At 73.5% G+C, this 17,048-nt stretch carries 15 protein-coding genes; 3 read left to right on the plus strand and 12 right to left on the minus strand.

From position 1 onward, the window contains the following. Nucleotides 1–83: 83 nt before the first annotated feature. A complete protein-coding gene (locus tag ACZ6KF_RS29935; RefSeq protein WP_469241248.1) occupies nucleotides 84–950 on the minus strand; it encodes an alpha/beta hydrolase in 867 nt (288 codons plus the stop codon). Between the two features lie 200 nt (nucleotides 951–1,150). Between ACZ6KF_RS29935 and ACZ6KF_RS29940 the strand changes: the two genes are divergently transcribed. Continuing rightward, entirely contained in the window at nucleotides 1,151–1,756 is a 606-nt protein-coding gene (locus ACZ6KF_RS29940; RefSeq protein WP_469241250.1) for a TetR/AcrR family transcriptional regulator, read from the plus strand. A gap of 34 nt (nucleotides 1,757–1,790) precedes the next feature. Here ACZ6KF_RS29940 and kynU read toward each other — a convergent pair whose 3' ends face one another. From kynU to ACZ6KF_RS29985, 9 genes are all read right to left on the minus strand, one after another. Next, nucleotides 1,791–3,098 (minus strand): kynureninase, encoded by a 1,308-nt coding sequence (gene kynU, locus ACZ6KF_RS29945; RefSeq protein WP_469241252.1) that lies wholly within the window; start codon nucleotides 3,096–3,098, stop codon nucleotides 1,791–1,793. Beyond that, a complete protein-coding gene (locus ACZ6KF_RS29950; RefSeq protein ID WP_469177726.1) occupies nucleotides 3,091–3,921 on the minus strand; it encodes a tryptophan 2,3-dioxygenase family protein in 831 nt (276 codons plus the stop codon). The genes kynU and ACZ6KF_RS29950 overlap by 8 nt, the downstream gene beginning before the upstream one ends. A 144-nt stretch (nucleotides 3,922–4,065) precedes the next feature. Further along, entirely contained in the window at nucleotides 4,066–4,479 is a 414-nt protein-coding gene (locus ACZ6KF_RS29955) for a DUF3151 domain-containing protein (RefSeq protein ID WP_356630475.1), read from the minus strand. A gap of 214 nt (nucleotides 4,480–4,693) precedes the next feature. Continuing rightward, nucleotides 4,694–5,725 (minus strand): class II fructose-bisphosphate aldolase, encoded by a 1,032-nt coding sequence (gene fbaA, locus ACZ6KF_RS29960; RefSeq protein ID WP_356630473.1) that lies wholly within the window; start codon nucleotides 5,723–5,725, stop codon nucleotides 4,694–4,696. 140 nt (nucleotides 5,726–5,865) lie between these two features. Then, nucleotides 5,866–6,417, minus strand: a complete 552-nt coding sequence (gene pyrE / locus ACZ6KF_RS29965; RefSeq protein ID WP_356630471.1) for an orotate phosphoribosyltransferase — start codon at nucleotides 6,415–6,417, stop codon at nucleotides 5,866–5,868. Between the two features lie 10 nt (nucleotides 6,418–6,427). Continuing rightward, nucleotides 6,428–7,216 (minus strand): aldose epimerase family protein, encoded by a 789-nt coding sequence (locus ACZ6KF_RS29970; RefSeq protein WP_469241254.1) that lies wholly within the window; start codon nucleotides 7,214–7,216, stop codon nucleotides 6,428–6,430. 51 nt (nucleotides 7,217–7,267) lie between these two features. Then, nucleotides 7,268–8,155 carry an SRPBCC domain-containing protein gene (locus ACZ6KF_RS29975; RefSeq protein WP_469241256.1) on the minus strand — a complete coding sequence of 296 codons (888 nt, stop codon included), beginning with the start codon at nucleotides 8,153–8,155 and terminating at the stop codon, nucleotides 7,268–7,270. A 63-nt stretch (nucleotides 8,156–8,218) separates the two neighbouring features. Further along, a complete protein-coding gene (locus ACZ6KF_RS29980; protein ID WP_469241258.1) occupies nucleotides 8,219–9,862 on the minus strand; it encodes a polyamine aminopropyltransferase in 1,644 nt (547 codons plus the stop codon). 276 nt (nucleotides 9,863–10,138) lie between these two features. Next, complete coding sequence (locus ACZ6KF_RS29985; RefSeq protein WP_356630463.1) at nucleotides 10,139–10,687, minus strand: DUF2617 family protein; 549 nt, start codon at nucleotides 10,685–10,687, stop codon at nucleotides 10,139–10,141. An 875-nt stretch (nucleotides 10,688–11,562) separates the two neighbouring features. Here ACZ6KF_RS29985 and ACZ6KF_RS29990 point away from each other — a divergent pair. Beyond that, nucleotides 11,563–12,756 (plus strand): pyridoxal phosphate-dependent aminotransferase, encoded by a 1,194-nt coding sequence (locus ACZ6KF_RS29990; protein WP_356630461.1) that lies wholly within the window; start codon nucleotides 11,563–11,565, stop codon nucleotides 12,754–12,756. A gap of 48 nt (nucleotides 12,757–12,804) precedes the next feature. On the opposite strand, the gene ACZ6KF_RS29995 is transcribed toward ACZ6KF_RS29990, so the two are convergent. Both ACZ6KF_RS29995 and clpB read right to left on the minus strand, forming a co-directional pair. Next, nucleotides 12,805–13,344: a type III secretion system chaperone family protein gene (locus ACZ6KF_RS29995; RefSeq protein WP_356630459.1), complete on the minus strand. Its 540-nt coding sequence runs from the start codon at nucleotides 13,342–13,344 to the stop codon at nucleotides 12,805–12,807. Between the two features lie 256 nt (nucleotides 13,345–13,600). Next, nucleotides 13,601–16,198 carry an ATP-dependent chaperone ClpB gene (clpB, locus tag ACZ6KF_RS30000; protein WP_356630457.1) on the minus strand — a complete coding sequence of 866 codons (2,598 nt, stop codon included), beginning with the start codon at nucleotides 16,196–16,198 and terminating at the stop codon, nucleotides 13,601–13,603. 151 nt (nucleotides 16,199–16,349) lie between these two features. On the opposite strand from clpB, the gene ACZ6KF_RS30005 reads away from it, so the two are divergent. Next, nucleotides 16,350–16,772, plus strand: a complete 423-nt coding sequence (locus ACZ6KF_RS30005) for a pyridoxamine 5'-phosphate oxidase family protein (protein ID WP_469241261.1) — start codon at nucleotides 16,350–16,352, stop codon at nucleotides 16,770–16,772. Nucleotides 16,773–17,048: the final 276 nt, after the last annotated feature.

Consider the following 17,048-nt stretch of genomic DNA (forward strand, 5'->3'; position numbering starts at 1 on the left):
GGTCCTCACGGGTCCGTCGCGAGTACCGGGTCCGTCTCAAGTACTACGGGCACGACGCCCCACCACAGGGGCGGCGCCCCCACTCACCACGCCAACTGCGCGATCTCCTCCGCCGCCACCGCGCACGCGTCCGCCGCCGGGTCGATCAGCGGGAAGTGGCCGACGTCCTCCAGCAGCGTCAGGCCCACGACCTCGCCCGCCTTCGCCGCCGCGTCCGCGTACGACTCGGCGACCGCCTGCGGCACCACGGTGTCGGCGCGGCCCTGGACCAGGGTCGTCGCGATGCCCGTCGGCAGCAGCAGTGCCGGGTCGGCCCACGGCAGCCGCTCGGCGAAGCCGTCGTCGCCGAGGAACTGGCGCACCGCGCCGCCGCACACCTCCAGCTTGTCGGCGACGGCGAGGTCCGCGATCGGGGCGAGGGCGACGACGCCGCGCAGCGGTGCGGGCCGGTCCAGCCGCCACGGGCAGCCTGCGGGCAGCACATGCCGGGACGCCGCCCACAGCGCCAGGTGGCCGCCCGCCGAGTGGCCGCCGATCACGATGCGGCGCGGATCGGCGGCGGGCAGGAGGCCGCGTACGAGGCCGGGGAGGGCGTCCAGCGCGGCGGCCACGTCGTCGAGGGTGTCCGGCCAGCGCCCGGCCGCCTTCCCGTCGGCCCCCCGCCGGTACTCCACGCTCGCCACCACGAACCCCCGTCGCGCCAGGAAGTCCGCGAACGGGCTGATGTGCCGCCGGTCGTACCCCGCCCGCCACGCACCCCCGTGCAGGACGGCGACCAGCGGCGCCTGCGCGGTCGGGCCCGCGGGCTCGGCGGCGCGGGGGGCGTAGAGGTCGATCACCTGGTCGGGGTGCTCGCCGTACGCGGCGGTGGCGTCGGGGGCGACCGGGGCGTGCGAGAAGGCCGACCGCTCCTCGGCGGCGGCCCTGGCTGCGGCGGCGTCGTCCGGCATGCTCCAACCTCTCAGCGGGGAAACGGGTTTGGAAGGGCGGGTACGGCGGACCAGGTGGGGGAACAGGGGCCGTTCGCCGGGACGGTATCAGGCGGATGACGTGCGCCCCACATGCGGATGTCACGCTGGGTGAAGGGCAAACGGTCCTGTCGTGCCGTTACGCTGGCAGGACCGCCCGCACCCGCGCCGAGGAGACCGAAATGTCCGCCGAGCCCGGCACCGTACGCCCCGGAGGCCGCACCGCCCGTGTCCGCGCCGCCGTACTGCGGGCGGCCGGCGACGTGCTGGCGGAGCACGGGTTCGCCCACCTCGATCTCACGGACGTCGCCCGCCGCGCGGAGGTCGGGAAGACGACCGTCTACCGCCGCTGGGGCTCCGTGACGGGGCTGGTGGCCGATCTGCTGGCCGACATGGCCGAGCAGTCCCTGCCCAGGGAGGAGACCGGGTCCGTGCTCGGCGACCTGCTCGCCAACGCCGACCTGGTACGGCGCACGCTTGCCGATCCCCGGCAGGGCGCGCTGTTCAAGGCGGTGATCGCCGCCGCGACCTGCGACGAACGGACCGCGGACGCGCTGCGCCGGTTCTACGAGGTGCGGGTCGCCGAGTGGGCGCCGTGCGTCGAACAGGGCGTGGTCCGCGGGGAGTTGCCGCGGGGAACGGACGCGGCGGCGGTCGTGCGGGCGGTGTCGGCGCCCCTGTACTACGGGCTGCTGACGACCGGCGCCGCCCCCGATGCCGCCGCCGCGGAACGCGCCGCCCGTGCGGCCCACGCGGCGGCGGTGGCCGGGGTCTACGTCACCGCCTGACCGGCGCCCGGCCCGGGACCGGGCGCCTTCGCCGTCAGGCCCCCAACGTCTCCCCCAGCACCCGAGCCGCCCGCTCCACGTCCGCGAACCCCACGTACAGCGGCGTGAAGCCGAACCGCAGCACGCCCGGGCGCCGGAAGTCGCCGACCACCCCCCGCTCGATCAGCCGCCCCATGACCTCCCCGGCGTCCGCGCAGCGCAGCGCCACCTGGGAGCCACGCTCCGCGTGCGCGGCCGGCGTCAGCGACTCGACGCGGCCCTCGGGGACGTACCGCTCGACGCACTCCAGGAAGAAGTCCGTCAGGGCCAGCGACTTGGCGCGCACCGCCTCGACCGACACCCCGTCCCACACCTCGAGGGCCGCCTCCAGGGCGAGCATGGAGAGGATGTCCGGCGTGCCGACCCGGCCGCGCACCGCACCGGCCGCGGGCTCGTAGTCGGCGCGCATGCCGAAGGGGTCGGCGTGCGAGTTCCAGCCGGGCAGGGGCGAGTCGAAGCGGTCCTGGAGGCCGGCGCGGACGTACAGGTACGCCGGTGAACCGGGGCCGCCGTTCAGGTACTTGTAGGTGCAGCCGACCGCCAGGTCGACGCCGTGCTCGTCCAGCCCGACCGGCAGCGCGCCCGCGCTGTGGCACAGGTCCCAGACGGCGAGCGCGCCCGCCCGGTGGACGGCGGCCGTCAGCGCGGGCAGGTCGTGCAGGCGGCCGGTGCGGTAGTCGACGTGGTTGAGCAGCACCGCCGCCGTACGGTCCGACAGCGCCGCGGGCACCTCGGCCGGTGTGACCGGGCGCAGCGTCCGGCCCGTCATCCGGGCCGCGGACTCGGCGATGTAGCCGTCCGTCGGGAACGTGGTCGCGTCGACGAGGATCTCGTCCCGCCCGTCCCCGGCGAGCCGCACCGCGCCCACCAGCGCCTTGAAGAGGTTGACGCTCGTGGAGTCGCCCACGACGATCTGCCCGGCCGCCGCACCGACGAGCGGGGCGATCCGGTCGCCGATCCGCTCGGGCGCGGTCCACCAGCCGCTCTCCGTCCAGGACCGGATGCGCAGTTCGCCCCACTGGCGGCGCACCACGTCCTCGATCCGTCCGGGAACGGCGGCCGGGAGCGCGCCCAGCGAGTTGCCGTCGAGGTAGACGGCGTCGTCCAGGACGAACCGCTCGCGCAGCGACGCGAGTTCGTCGGAGGCGTCCAGTTCCTTCGCTTTCCGGGTCGGATCGCTCAGGGCGGGATCGCTCAGGGCGGGATCGCTCAGGGCGGGATCACTCAGGGCGGGATCGCTCAGGGCGGACTCTTTCGGGGTGGGCTCTTTCGGGGTGGGCTCTTTCGGGGTGGGCTCAGACATGCGACCGGGCCGTCCACAGCTCGGGGAAGACGTTCTTCCGGGCCCGCTTCTCCAGCCAGGCGACGCCGGCCGAGCCGCCCGTGCCCGGCTTGGCGCCCATCGCCCGCCGGGTGGCGACCAGATGGTCGTTGCGCCATCGCCACACCAGTTCCGCCACGTCCGTCAACGCCTCTCCCAGCCGCGCCAGTTCGTCGTTCTCGTCGCCAGAGTAGACCGCCGCCCAGACCGCCTCGACGGCCTCGGACTCCTCGTACTTGCGTGACACGTCGCGCCGCAGCACCGACTCCGGGACGGCGTGCCCGCGCCGGGCGAGCAGCCGCAGCACCTCGTCGTACAGACTCGGCTCGTGCAGCGCCTTCTCCAGTTCCGCGTGCACCCGCGGCGATCCCCGGTGCGGAACGAGCATGGACGCGGACTTGTCGCCGAGCAGGAACTCCATCCGCCGGTACATCGCCGACTGGAACCCGGATCCCTCGCCGAGGGCGCCGCGGTAGGAGTTGAACTGCGCGGGGGTGAGCTGGCCGAGCGGCTTCCAGGAGGCGTCCAGCGCCTCCAGCTCGCGCACCGAACGTTTCAGCGCGGCGATCGCCGTCGGCACGTCGTCCCGGCGCAGCGCCTGCGCGGCCGTCTCCCACTCGTGGACGATGACGGTGAACCACAGCTCCATCACCTGGGTCGTGACCAGGAAGACCATCTCTCCGGGATCGTCGGAGAGGGTGTGCTGGAGGTGGGTGAGCACGTCCGCCTTGACGTAGTCCTCGTACGGCGTCGTGCCCTGGAAGTCGAGATGCGGGGTCTCGGGCTCATGAGCCTCGTGGGACATCGCTGTCTCCTGCAATTACTCCGGGTAGCGGTCCGCCCCTGCCTTGTCGACACGGGGGCCCCGGTCCCCACTCGATCCTCCGCGATCCCCTCGCACATCGCAAGGCCCGCCTGGTCACACCACCGGGCGGGCCTCGCGAGGGTCTCAGCCGAGCGTCCGCGCCGCCGTCTCCGAGGAGTCCTTCAGGAACTGCGTGCAGCGCTCGTACTCCGCCTGCTCGCCGATCGCGCCGGCCGCGCGGGCGAGGGCGTGCAGGGCGCGCAGGAAGCCGCGGTTCGGCTCGTGCTCCCACGGGACCGGCCCGTGGCCCTTCCAGCCGTTGCGGCGCAACGCGTCCAGACCGCGGTGATAGCCGGTGCGGGCGTAGGCGTACGACTCCACGACGCTGCCCCGCTCGAAGGCGTCGTCGGCCAGCTGGGCCCAGGCCAGCGACGAGGTGGGGTGCTTCGCCGCCACCTCGGCGGGCGCGGTACCGGCCGCGAGCAGTTCGCGCGGCTCGGGGTCGTCGGGGAGGTGCGTCGGGGGCGGGCCCCCGAGGAGGTTCTCGTGAATGGACATGGGTCCAGTCTGGGGGATGCGCGGGCGGCAGGGGACCGGGGGCACGGCGGACCGGGAATGCGGCAGACCGGACACACGGCAGGCCCGGACACACGGCAGGCCCGGACACACGGCAGGCCCGGCGCGGATCGCGCCGGGCCTGCCGGTGGAACCGGGCCTGAGCCGGACCGTTCCGGCTCGGCCGGACTACGTCGGCCGAGCCCGACCAGCCGGACTACTTCAGCTTCGCGCCCGCCGAGCGCAGGTGCTGGCAGGCCTCCGCCACGCGCTGGGCCATGCCCGCCTCGGCGAGCTTGCCCCAGGTGCGCGGGTCGTAGGTCTTCTTCGCGCCGACCTCGCCGTCGACCTTCAGGACGCCGTCGTAGTTCCTGAACATGTGGTCCACGACGGGACGCGTGAACGCGTACTGCGTGTCCGTGTCGATGTTCATCTTGACCACGCCGTTCTCCAGCGCGGTGAGGATCTCCTGCTCGGTGGAGCCGGAGCCGCCGTGGAAGACGAAGTCGAACACCTTGTCGCCGGCCGGGCGGCCGTACTTCGCGGCGACGCCCTCGTTCAGCTCCTTGAGCAGCTCGGGGCGGAGCACCACGTTGCCGGGCTTGTAGACGCCGTGGACGTTGCCGAAGGACGCGGCCAGCAGGTAGCGGCCCTTCTCGCCCAGGCCGAGAGCCTCGGCGGTGCGGAGCGCGTCGTCCACGGTGGTGTACAGCTCGTCGTTGATCTCGTGGGTGACACCGTCCTCCTCGCCGCCGGTGGGGGTGATCTCCACCTCCAGGATGATCTTGGCGGCGGCGGCGCGGGCGAGCAGCTCCTGCGCGATGGAGAGGTTGTCGGCGAGGGTCTCCGCGGAGCCGTCCCACATGTGGGACTGGAACAGCGGGTTCTCGCCGCGGGCGACGCGCTCCTCGGAGACGGCGAGCAGCGGACGGACGTACCCGTCGAGCTTGTCCTTCGGGCAGTGGTCGGTGTGCAGCGCGACCGTCACGTCGTACTTCTTGGCGACGATGTGCGCGAACTCGGCCAGGGCGACGGCGCCCGTGACCATGTCCTTGTTGTGCTGGCCGCCCAGGAACTCGGCGCCGCCGGTCGAGATCTGGATGATGCCGTCGCTCTCGGCCTCGGCGAAGCCGCGCAGAGCCGCGTGCAGGGTCTGGGACGAGGTGACGTTGATGGCCGGGTAGGCGAACTTGCCTGCCTTCGCCCGGTCGAGCATCTCGTTGTAGACCTCGGGGGTTGCGATGGGCATCTGTCCGCTCCTTGGTGTGCGGGTGGTGTTCTGCGGTTACGGCCCTGACCTAGACCTTGGGTGCGACGTCATCGTCGGCCCCATCTTTCCAGACGGCCCGGGGTTGTCCGAGTGCTGGACCCCGGACCCTCGGCGGACCCTCAGTCCAGGCCCAGTTCGTCCTTCGAGAACGCGTACAGATACGGCACCCCCGCGCCCTCCCGGATCTTCTCCGCGGCCCCGGTCGCCCGGTCCACGATGGTCGCGACGGCCACCACCTCGGCGCCTGCCTCGCGGACGGCCTCCACGGCGGTGAGCGGCGAACCGCCGGTGGTGGAGGTGTCCTCGACCACGAGCACGCGCCGGCCCTTGATGTCCGGGCCCTCCACGCGCTTCTGCAGCCCGTGCGCCTTGGCGGCCTTGCGGACGACGAACGCGTCCAGCCGCCTCCCGCGCGCGGCGGCCGCGTGCAGCATCGCGGCGGCGACCGGGTCGGCGCCCATGGTGAGGCCGCCGACCGCGTCGAACTCCAGCCCTTCGGTCAGGTCCAGCAGCACCTGGCCGACCAGCGGCGCCGCCTCGCCGTCGAGGGTGACGCGGCGCAGGTCGACGTAGTAGTCGGCCTCCAGACCGGAGGAGAGCGTCACCTTGCCGTGCACCACGGCCTTGTTCTTGATCTGCTGCAGCAGCGCGCCGCGCACGTCGTCCGTCATGCCGACCAGCTTAGATGCGCGTCCAGCTCCAGGTCGTCGTCGCCTCCAGCGGCTCCAGGGGCGTGACCAGGCGCGGGAGGGTGTTGAGTCCGTTGGGCGGGCCGGTCTGCGGCTCCACGCACACGGCCGCCTCCTGCTCGTCGTAGACCACGACCCACTCCTCGGGGCTGGTCACCTTCAGCTCCAGCAGCCCCGGCCAGGTGAGGGTGACGTCGACGCCGTCGGGCATGCCGAAGCAGTCGTCCCACGGGCCGGGCTTCGGGTCGACGCGGTTGCCGGTGGGCAGGTGGTCGGCGCCCCGCTCCTCCTGCCAGGCGGCGGCGAAGTCCAGCTCCACGGACGCCCCTTGCAGGGTGCGGTTGAACCAGGGGTGCCAGCCGAGCTGCGCCGGGAAGGACGACTCGTACGTCTCCACCGACATGGTCAGCGTCAGGGCGTCCGGGGTGAGGGCGACGACCTGGGTGACGCGGCCGGGGTAGGGCCAGGGGTCGACCAGGTCGTACGTCATCACCGCCTCGTCGGCGCTGACGCGGGCGGTGCGCCAGGCGTCGTCGCGCACGGTGCCGTGGATGGCGTGGGGCGGGGCGTTGAGCGGCATCCGGTGCACGGTCGCCCCGTCGCGGAACCGTCCGTCGCGGATGCGCCCGCACCAGGGCGCCATCGGGAAGCAGCCGAACCGTTCCCCCTGGCGCAGCAGCTCGATGCCGCCGACCCGCAGCCCTCCGACCCGGCCGCCGTTGCCCGGCTGCACGGTCACCTCCGCGTCGCCCGCGGTCAGCGTGATGTCTTCGTTACTCACGGGACGACCCTACTGGGGCGATCAAGAGCGCCGTCCGGTCACCCGCTCCGGTCACCTGCGCCGCCGCAGCGCCCGGCCGACCAGGATCGCGGAGGCCACGATCAGCGCCGCGGCGGGCGCCGCCCAGCGCAGGGTGGTGCCGGGGACGACGGTCTGCGGCGCCGGCACGGGCGCGTACCGGCCGCGGGGCGGGGCGTGGTCGACCTCCTCGGCGCTGCGGCCGATCATGGTCCGCCGCGCGTGCGCCGCCTCGGCGGGCGGCTCGTCGTCGAGGTCGTCGTCCAGGACCGAGGCGTCGTCCAGGACCGAGGCGTCGTCCACGTCGATGATGTCGTCCACCAGGCCGTCGTCCGCGTCGGCGTCCAGGTCGAGGTCACCGTCGTCGTCCTCGTCCAGGTCCCCGGCGAGGGCGGGCGGGGGGATCTCGGCGTCGAAGACCGAAGGGGCGGGGGCGTCCGGCCCGGACGCCGGCTCTTCCTCGGCCGGTTCCGCTGCCGCCGCCCGCTCCCGCTCCCCCTCCCCGAGGTTCTCCGCGAACCGGGTCAGCAGGCGTGTCAGCGACGAGGCGACCGTCTCCCGGGGCAGCTCCGTGATGCGGCCGTCCGCCGTCGCCGTGCCGGTGAAGGTCAGGGTGGAGCCGGCCTCGGGCCCGGACGCGGGGCGGACGGAGACGCTCAGGGCCAGCTTGGCCGTGCCCGTGCCGCGGGTCTCGGCGGCGTCGCCCTCGACGGCGTACCCGCCGTCCCCGCCCGGCGTCAGCCGCAGCGTGCCCCGGTAGGTGATGGAGTGGTTGCCGACGCGCACCTTCAGCCGCCCGGCGACGGGCTCGGCGCCGGCGTCCTGCTGGAGCCCGGGAACCGCCCGGGCGACCCGCGTCGGGTCGGCGAGCGCCTCCTTGAGCCGCTCGGCCGCAACCGGAACGAACACCTCATGCTCCATGTCAGCGCAGCCTACCCAGCGCGGCCCGCGAGTACGCCCCCTCTGCGGCAACCAGCGGGCCGCTCAGTAGCGGGGATGCACCAGCGTGGAGGCGGGCAGCGGGGCGATCCGGGTGCGCCACGCCGTGCGGGCGCCCGCGGCGAGGCGGGCCGGGGTGAGGGTGCGCGGGGCGGGGCCGTCCGCGGCGAGGGCGAGGCGGGGGCGGTGTTCCGCGGCGGCCAGCACGAATCCCCAGTCGCGGGGTGCGCGGGAGGCGTCGGTGCTGTGGTCGGGGCCGGGCGTGTAGGCGGAGGCGCGGCCGGTGACCCGGTAGGGGGCGGTGTGCAGTCCGGCGGCGCGCACGGTGGTGTCGACCGTCCAGAAGACGCGCAGCCGGGAGTCGACCGGCCCGGCGTGCACCGCCAGCCGCCCGCCGTCGGCCAGCGCCCGGCGGGCCAGGCCGTAGAACTCCTGCGAGTACAGCTTCGTGCTCGCCGTGATGCCCGGGTCGGGCAGGTCCGAGACCACCACGTCGTACGCCGCCCGCGGCGCCCCGCGCAGCCAGGCGAACGCGTCGGAGGTGTGCACGCGCACCCGCGGGTCGTCCAGGGCGTGCCCGTTGAGCGCGGACAGCGCCCGGTCCGCGCGCGCCAACCGCACCAGCTCCGCGTCGAGTTCGACCACGTCCACCCGCCGCACCCCCGGGTGGCGCAGCACCTCCCGCGCGGCCAGCCCGTCGCCGCCGCCGAGGATCAGCACGCGCGCGTGGGGTCCGGTCATCGCCGGGTGCACCAGCGCCTCGTGGTACCGGAGTTCGTCGCCCGCGGCGACCCGCAGCCGTCCGTCGAGGAACAGGCCGAGGGGACGTCCTTCGACGCCGCCGGTGAGCACCACCTGCTGCACGTCGGTGTGCAGCACCGCCCGGACGTCGCCGCCGTACACCGCGTCGCGCGCCGCCCGCTCGAAGTCGTCCACGAGCACCGCGGCGGTGGCGAGCATGCCGAGCACGGCGAGGTTGGCGGCGAGCAGCAGCCGGCGCGCCCGGCGGGACAGGTCGCCGCGGAACAGGCCGAGGACGAGGGCGCCGCCCGCCACGACGTTGACCGCGCCGGTCAGCAGCGTCCCCGTCAACTGGCCCAGCAGCGGCAGGAGAAGGAAGGGAAAGGCGAGTCCGCCGACGAGCGCGCCCACGTAGTCGGCGGCGAACAGGTCGGCGACGGCGCCGCCCGCGTCCTGCCGGCGCACCCGCTGGATCAGCTCCATCAGCAGCGGCACCTCGGCGCCGATCAGCAGCCCGATGGCGAGGGAGTAGGCGACCAGCAGCCAGCGCGGCCCGTCGGTCCACAGGCCGCCCCAGTGCCCGGTCCAGGCGAAGACGGCGTACAGGGCCATCGCGCTGGTGCCGCCGACCAGGGCGAGCACCGCCTCGATGGCGGCGAACCCGGCGGCGGCGTGCCGGCGCAGCCGCTTGGCGGCGAGGGAGCCGATGCCCATCGCGAACACCATCACGGAGAGCACGATGGACGCCTGGGTGACCGAGTCGCCGATCAGGTACGAGGCGAGCGCGACGAGTTCCAGTTCGTATACGAGCCCGCAGGCGGCGCAGACGAAGACGCCCGCCAGGACCAGGAACCGCCCCGTGGCCGGACCGACCGGAAGCCGTGCGGGACGGGGACCGCGCCACGGCGGCGGTGCTTGGGGCGGGGCCGGCGTGGACGGTTCGATCACGACTGCGACGTTACGTCACCGGAACACGACGCCTTGTCCCCCACACGTGTGATGTCGAGGGCGCGAAGCGCCGGTGCGGCGACGACGACCGGACTGGCCGCGCACCCGTTCCCCACGCGCCCCATGACCCGAGTCCGCGCCCGCCCCGTGACCCGAGTGCGCACCCGCCCGAGGCCCCGCCCCCGCACGCGCCCCGTGACCCGAGTCCGCACCCGCCCGGGGTTCGCTCCCGCGCCCGGTCCGTCTCCGACCCCACCCGGTCCCTGACCCGGCCCGTCACCCGGCCCCTGACCCGGCGAACAGGCCCGGGCGGTCGGCGTGCTGTCTCACCCCCACCCGGGTGCGCGTCGCCACCAACTGGCCGTCCTGCGGATAGGCGTGCCAGGTGCGCCAGTGGAACTGGCCCTCGTGGCGCTGGGCGAGCAGGGCGGTGAAGGCGTGCGGACTGCCGGGGAAGACCCCGGCGAGCCCGTGGGGGTGGTCGCAGACCAGGGCGAGCAGCTCGGATGCGCGGCCCGCGAAGGCGCCGGGCGAGAGCATCTCGACGCGGGCGGCGAACTCGTACTCCCAGTTCCCGACGCGTTTGGCGACGCCCAGCGGCAGCGGGGTGCTGCTGCCCGCGATGCACGCCACCGTCTCCGAACAGCTGCCCTGCTCCTCTTCGAGCAGTACCTGGTGTGAGGCGCCGAGGAGCCTCAACTGCAGCCGGGCCCCGGCCAGTTCGAGATCAAGGGTGGCGAGGGCGGGCAGCGGCTCGCGGCCGAGCGCCCAGGCGAGGTCGGCCGCCCGCGTATCGGTGTAGGAGGTCTTGAGGGTGGTGAGCATGGATCGGCTCCGCTGGCACGCAAAAGTTAAGGCGGTGTAGGTCGGCGCACCCCGGTCGCCACCGGTCGGCACCGGTCGACGCCGGGGAATCTGCCCGGTCAGCCCCAGTCAGGAGCTCCGTCGAAGGAGCGGTCCGCAGGACGTCCGAGGGCTGCGTTGGTGAAGAGAGCGAATCATGAACTGAGGCCCCACCACAGCGTTTTTACCCAACTTCGTGGGCTTTCCATCCCTCGGTGGGCTACTCAGCTCATCTGTTCAACCGGGGCGCACGCCCGTCCGAGAACGGCGTGCGCCGGGGGCGGCCGGAAAAAGCGGAGCGCCCGCCGGTTCTTTCACCGGCGGGCGCCCGCGGAGGAGGATGCGGTTCCCCCTTCAGGAGCTCGGCTGCCCCGTGTCAGCTGCCTCCACCGCATCCACCGCCGCCTCCCCCGCAGGACGACGATCCGCCTCCGCAGGAGTGGCCGCCGCCCGAGCTGTCCCCGCCGCCGGCCCACCAGCTGCCGGACTCCGCGCCCGAGCCGCTGCTCCCCGCGCCGCCCCGGCGCCGGCGCGCGGTCGTGGTCCGCGACCCCCCGCCGCTCACCCGTCCCGCCAGGACGAGCGCACCCGTGATCACCGCAGCCGTCAGAATGATGCCCAGGATCATGGCGTCACCCTCCTTCCCGTTCTTCCGAACGTCCCCCGAAGCGGCCCCCCGTGGGCGCCTCGTGTCCAGCGTGACGGGGAATTGCCCGCGGCGGAACGCGGCGAAAGCAGAGTTGAGCAACTTCAGAGGGTTCCGGCCGGGCAACAGGACGTGACCTGTGGGGAAGGACCGGCTCCGGACGGCGCGCGGCACCCCCGCGTGTTGAGGAACCCCCGGCCCTCGGCGCAGGATGGCCGTCATGACCTCTGCCGCGCGCCCCTTCCTCAACCGCCGCCTCGCCGAGTTCGGGACGACGATCTTCGCCGAGATGTCCGCGCTGGCCCTGCGGACCGGGTCGATCAACCTGGGCCAGGGCTTCCCCGACACGGACGGCCCCCAGGAGATCCGTGAGGCGGCCGTGCGGGCGCTGCGCGAGGGCCGGGGCAACCAGTATCCGCCGGGTCCGGGCGTGCCCGAGCTGCGGGCGGCCGTCGCCGCGCACCAGGAACGGCGGTACGGGCTCGCGTACGACCCGGACAGCGAGGTCCTGGTGACCGCGGGCGCGACGGAGGCGATCGCGGCGGCGCTGCTGGCGCTGGTGGAGCCGGGCGACGAGGTGATCGCCCTGGAGCCGTACTACGACTCGTACGCGGCCTGCATCGCCATGGCGGGCGGCACGCGCGTGCCGGTGACCCTGCGCCCGGACGGCGGGGCGTTCCGCCTGGACCTCGACGAGCTGCGCGCCGCCGTCACCGGCCGGACCCGGCTGCTGCTGATCAACACCCCGCACAACCCGACCGGCACGGTGCTCTCCCGCGCCGAGCTGACCGCGATCGCGGAGCTGGCCGTCGAGCGGGACCTGCTGGTCGTGACGGACGAGGTGTACGAGCACCTGGTCTTCGACGACGCCGAGCACGTGCCGCTGGCGACGCTGCCGGGGATGCGGGAGCGGACGGTGACGATCGGGTCGGCGGGGAAGACGTACTCGTTCACCGGCTGGAAGGTCGGCTGGATCACCGCGGCGGCGGCGCTGGTGACGGCGGTGCGGTCGGCGAAGCAGTACCTGACGTACGTCGCCTCGGGGCCGTTCCAGTACGCCGTCGCGGAGGCGCTCGCGCTGCCCGACGACTACCTCGCCGCCTTCCGCACGGACATGCAGGCCAAGCGGGACCTGCTGGCGGCGGGGCTGGCCGAGGCGGGCTTCGGCGTGTTCCGACCGGCGGGCACGTACTTCGTCACCACCGACATCCGCCCGCTCGGCGAGAGCGACGGCTTCGCCTTCTGCCGCTCGCTGCCGGAGCGCGCGGGCGTGGTGGCCATCCCGAACGCCGTCTTCTACGACCACCGCGAGGCGGGCGCGCCGTTCGTGCGGTTCGCGTTCTGCAAGCAGCCCGCCGTGCTGGCCGAGGCGGTGAAACGGCTGAAGGGGGCGCTGGGCGGCTGACCGCCGTCCGCGCCCCCTTCGGGGAGCCCTCTCGGGGTGCGGCGACGGCTACGCGTCGTCGCCCTCCGGCTTGTCCGTGCCGTCGGCGTCGTCGATCTCCTTCTCGAGGCCGAGCTGCTCGACCAGCCAGCGGTCGAACTCGATCGCCGCGCGCACCCAGCTCACCGTCGAGGACACGAAGTACTCGAGGTTGACGCCGGTGCCGATGAGCATCTGCGCCTCGCCGATGAGACGGACGGTGCCGTCGTCGTGCGTGTGGCTGTAGACCTTCGGCCACAGGGTGCGGCGGTTCCAGTCGTCGATCGACTCCAGCAGCTGGGGCTTGTCGTCGATCGGGTGGGGGCGGTCGTAGAACGTCCGCACGGAGAAGACCTGCTGCTCGCCCTCACCGCGGAACATGAAGTACGTACGGAACTGCTCCCACGGCGCCGCGAGGTCCCCCTCCTCGTCGACGACGTACTTCAGCTCCATCTGGTCCAGGAGCTGCTTCACAAGGTCCTGATCCGGGACGACGGGGCCTGCCGGGCCCTGGGGCTGCGGCTGGGGCTTGCCCCCGAAGTTCGGAATCGAGGACGGGTCGATGGTCACCGTGAATTTCCCTTCGTACGGATTCCGCCATCCTCCCCCATGCGGGGAGGGGGGTGGCAACCCCCGGCGTACCCTGTCCGCCGTCCGGTGACACGATCCGGCCGGTCGGGGGACGGACGGGCCGGACGGACGGGCCTCGAGCGCGGGCGCCGGCGGGTCGCCGGAACGGGCCCGTCCGGCGCGGCGCCGGACGGAGGCGGGCCCGCCCGGTGCCAAGCCGCACGGTCGGCCCCGCCCGGCGCCGCGCCCGCCCGCGCTACAGCGTCTTCCCCGCCGCCGGCCCCACGATCAGCCCGTCCTCGAACGTGTCCACCCGCACCGTGTCCCCGTCCTTGATCTCGCCGGACAGGATCTCCTTGGCGAGGCGGTCGCCGACGGCCGTCTGGATCAGGCGGCGCAGCGGGCGGGCGCCGTACGCCGGGTCGTTGCCCTCGTCGGCGAGCCAGGCCAGGGCGGCCGGGGTGACGTCCAGGGTGAGGCGGCGCTCGGCGAGGCGCCTGGCCAGCCGGTCGATCTGGAGCCTGGCGATGCGCTCCAGCTCGGGCTTGGTCAGCGCGGAGAAGACGACCAGGTCGTCGAGCCGGTTGAGGAACTCGGGCTTGAAGGAGGCGCGGACCACCTCCAGGACCTGTTCCTTCTTCTCCGCCTCGGTGGTGAGGGGGTCCACCAGGAACTGGCTGCCCAGGTTGGACGTCAGCACCAGGATCGTGTTGCGGAAGTCCACCGTGCGGCCCTGTCCGTCGGTGAGCCGCCCGTCGTCCAGCACCTGGAGCAGGATGTCGAAGACCTCCGGGTGGGCCTTCTCCACCTCGTCCAGCAGGACGACGGAGTACGGCCGCCGCCGCACCGCCTCGGTGAGCTGGCCGCCCTCCTCGTAGCCGACGTAACCGGGCGGGGCGCCCACCAGCCGGGCCACGCTGTGCTTCTCGCTGTACTCCGACATGTCGATGCGGACCATCGCCCGCTCGTCGTCGAAGAGGAACTCGGCGAGCGCCTTGGCCAGTTCGGTCTTGCCGACGCCGGTCGGGCCGAGGAAGAGGAAGGACCCGGTCGGCCGGTCGGGGTCGGCGATCCCGGCCCGGCTGCGGCGCACCGCGTCGGACACCGCGCGCACCGCCTCGGTCTGGCCGATCAGCCGCGTGCCCAGCTCGTCCTCCATGCGCAACAGCTTCTGCGTCTCCCCCTCCAGGAGCCGTCCGGCCGGGATGCCGGTCCAGGAGGCGACGACGTCGGCGATGTCGTCGGCGCCGACCTCCTCCTTGACCATGGTGTCCCGGGCGACCTCCTCCTCGGCCTCGGAGGCGGCCTCCAGGTCCCGCTCCAGGGCCGGGATCTCGCCGTACAGCAGCTTGGAGGCGGTGTCGAAGTCGCCGTCGCGCTGGGCGCGTTCGGCCTGGCCGCGCAGGTCGTCCAGCTTCTCCTTCAGCTCGCCGACCCGGTTGAGGGACTGTTTCTCCTTCTCCCAGCGGGCGTTCAGGCCCCGCAGCTCCTCCTCCTTGTCGGCGAGGTCGCGGCGCAGCTTCTCCAGGCGCTCGCGGGAGGCGGCGTCCGTCTCCTTGGCGAGCGCCAGCTCCTCCATCCGCAACCGGTCGACGGCGCGCTGGAGTTCGTCGATCTCGACCGGGGAGGAGTCGATCTCCATGCGCAGCCGGGAAGCGGCCTCGTCGACCAGGTCGATGGCCTTGTCGGGCAGGAAGCGGGAGGTGATGTACCGGTCGGACAGGGTCGCCGCGGCGACCAGCGCGCTGTCGGCGATCTGGACCTTGTGGTGGGCCTCGTAACGGCCCTTGAGCCCGCGCAGGATCGCGATGGAGTCCTCGACGGACGGCTCGGCCACCAGCACCTGCTGGAAGCGCCGCTCCAGCGCCGGGTCCTTCTCGATCCGCTCGCGGTACTCGTCCAGGGTCGTGGCGCCCACCATGCGCAGCTCGCCGCGGGCCAGCATCGGCTTGAGCATGTTGCCCGCGTCCATGGCGGAGTCGCCGCCGGCGCCCGCGCCGACGACGGTGTGCAGCTCGTCGATGAAGGTGATGATCTGCCCGTCCGAGCCCTTGATCTCGGCGAGGACGGTCTTCAGCCGCTCCTCGAATTCGCCGCGGTACTTGGCCCCGGCGACCATGGCGCCCAGGTCGAGCGCCACCAGCCGCTTGTTCTTCAGCGACTCCGGCACGTCGCCCTTGACGATCCGCTGGGCGAGGCCCTCCACGACGGCGGTCTTGCCGACGCCGGGCTCGCCGATGAGGACGGGGTTGTTCTTGGTCCGGCGGGACAGCACCTGCACGACGCGCCGGATCTCCTGGTCCCGCCCGATGACCGGGTCGAGTTTGCCCTCGCGCGCCGCCTCGGTGAAGTCGGTGCCGAACTTCTCCAGGGCCTTGTACTGGCCCTCCGGGTCCGCCGTCGTCACCCTGCGTCCTCCCCTCGCCCTGCGGAACGCGTCCAGCAGCTTCTTGTCGGTGGCCCCCTGCCGGGCCAGCACCTCGCCGGACGCGCCGCCCTTCGCGGCGACGCCGATCAGCAGGTGCTCGGTGGAGAGGTACTCGTCGCCCAGCTCCCGTGCCCGCGACTGCGCGTCCGCGATGACGGCGAGCAGCTCACGGTTGGGCTGCGGCGGCGCCACGGTGGACCCGGTCACGCTGGGCAGCTGGGCGAGGACCTTCTCGGCGCCTGCGCGCACGGCGGCCTGATCGGCGTCGACGGCGGCGAGCAGGTCGGTGATGTTCTCGTTGTCCCGCCCCTCGAGCAGAGCCAGGAGCAGGTGCGCGGGGGTGAGGTCGGGGTGCCCCTCGGTCACGGCCCGGTTGCCGGCCGCGTTGATCGCGTCCCGGCTCCGGTTGGTCAGCTCGGCGTCCACGGGTCCGTTCTCCTCCTTGCGTGAGCGTCTGTCGGTCGCCCCGGGTCATGGCTGACTGAGGCAACGTACACAAACTTGAGTCTATTCCACTCAAGGTCGGTGCGGGAGGGGAGGCGGCGTGAAGACGAGGGCTCGGCTAGCTTGACGGACCATGACCACCACGACGACGTACTCCCTGGACCCGGGTGCCCCGGACGAGGCGTATCTCAGCTTCTGGCGGGAGCGGCACCTGTGCACGCTGACGACCCTCCGTCCGGACGGCACCCCGCACGTGGTGCCGGTGGGGGTGACCTACGACCCGGCGGCCCGGCTGGCGCGGGTGATCACGGACGGGTCGAGCGCGAAGGCGCGGCACGTGCGGGCGGCGGGGCCCGACGGGGCGCCGGTGGCCGTCTGCCAGGTGGCCGGGCGGCGCTGGGCGGCGCTGGAGGGCCGGGCCTTCGTGCGGACCGATCCGGACCGGATCGCGGAGGCGGTACGGCGCTACGCGGAGCGCTACGAGCGCACGCCGGGCCCGAGGCCCACGCGCGTGGTGATCGAGATCGCGCTCACCCGGGCCCTCGGCAAGGCCTGAGCGCGCGGGCCTTCAGCGGATCCATAGTCGATTTCAAGCCACCCTCGACCCCGCCGACACAGCACCGGAAATCCGCTGAAACTCCAATGAAACCCCACCGCACGTCGCCGCGCCCCGGCACGACCGCCGCAGCCCGCCGCACGCGGCCGAAAACCGGCGCAACCAATCCGGCACAGGGGCGAAAACTGCAGCGGGGGGGGGGGGGGGGGGGGGGGGGGGGGGGGGGGGGGGGGGGGGGGGGGGGGGGGGGGGTTTTTGGGGGGGGGGGGGAGGTGG

This window comes from Streptomyces sp. NPDC046379 (genome assembly GCF_055587785.1).

Bases quoted from the DNA above. Each gene is read 5' to 3' on its own strand.
- ACZ6KF_RS29935 (WP_469241248.1), bottom strand. From the start codon at position 950: ATGCCGGACGACGCCGCCGCAGCCAGGGCCGCCGCCGAGGAGCGGTCG.
- ACZ6KF_RS29955 (WP_356630475.1), bottom strand. From the start codon at position 4,479: ATGTCCATTCACGAGAACCTCCTCGGGGGCCCGCCCCCGACGCACCTC.
- ACZ6KF_RS29940 (WP_469241250.1), top strand. From the start codon at position 1,151: ATGTCCGCCGAGCCCGGCACCGTACGCCCCGGAGGCCGCACCGCCCGT.
- ACZ6KF_RS30005 (WP_469241261.1), top strand. From the start codon at position 16,350: ATGACCACCACGACGACGTACTCCCTGGACCCGGGTGCCCCGGACGAG.
- ACZ6KF_RS29950 (WP_469177726.1), bottom strand. From the start codon at position 3,921: ATGTCCCACGAGGCTCATGAGCCCGAGACCCCGCATCTCGACTTCCAG.
- pyrE (WP_356630471.1), bottom strand. From the start codon at position 6,417: ATGACGGACGACGTGCGCGGCGCGCTGCTGCAGCAGATCAAGAACAAG.
- fbaA (WP_356630473.1), bottom strand. From the start codon at position 5,725: ATGCCCATCGCAACCCCCGAGGTCTACAACGAGATGCTCGACCGGGCG.
- ACZ6KF_RS29975 (WP_469241256.1), bottom strand. From the start codon at position 8,155: ATGGAGCATGAGGTGTTCGTTCCGGTTGCGGCCGAGCGGCTCAAGGAG.
- ACZ6KF_RS29990 (WP_356630461.1), top strand. From the start codon at position 11,563: ATGGCCGTCATGACCTCTGCCGCGCGCCCCTTCCTCAACCGCCGCCTC.
- ACZ6KF_RS29985 (WP_356630463.1), bottom strand. From the start codon at position 10,687: ATGCTCACCACCCTCAAGACCTCCTACACCGATACGCGGGCGGCCGAC.
- kynU (WP_469241252.1), bottom strand. From the start codon at position 3,098: ATGTCTGAGCCCACCCCGAAAGAGCCCACCCCGAAAGAGCCCACCCCG.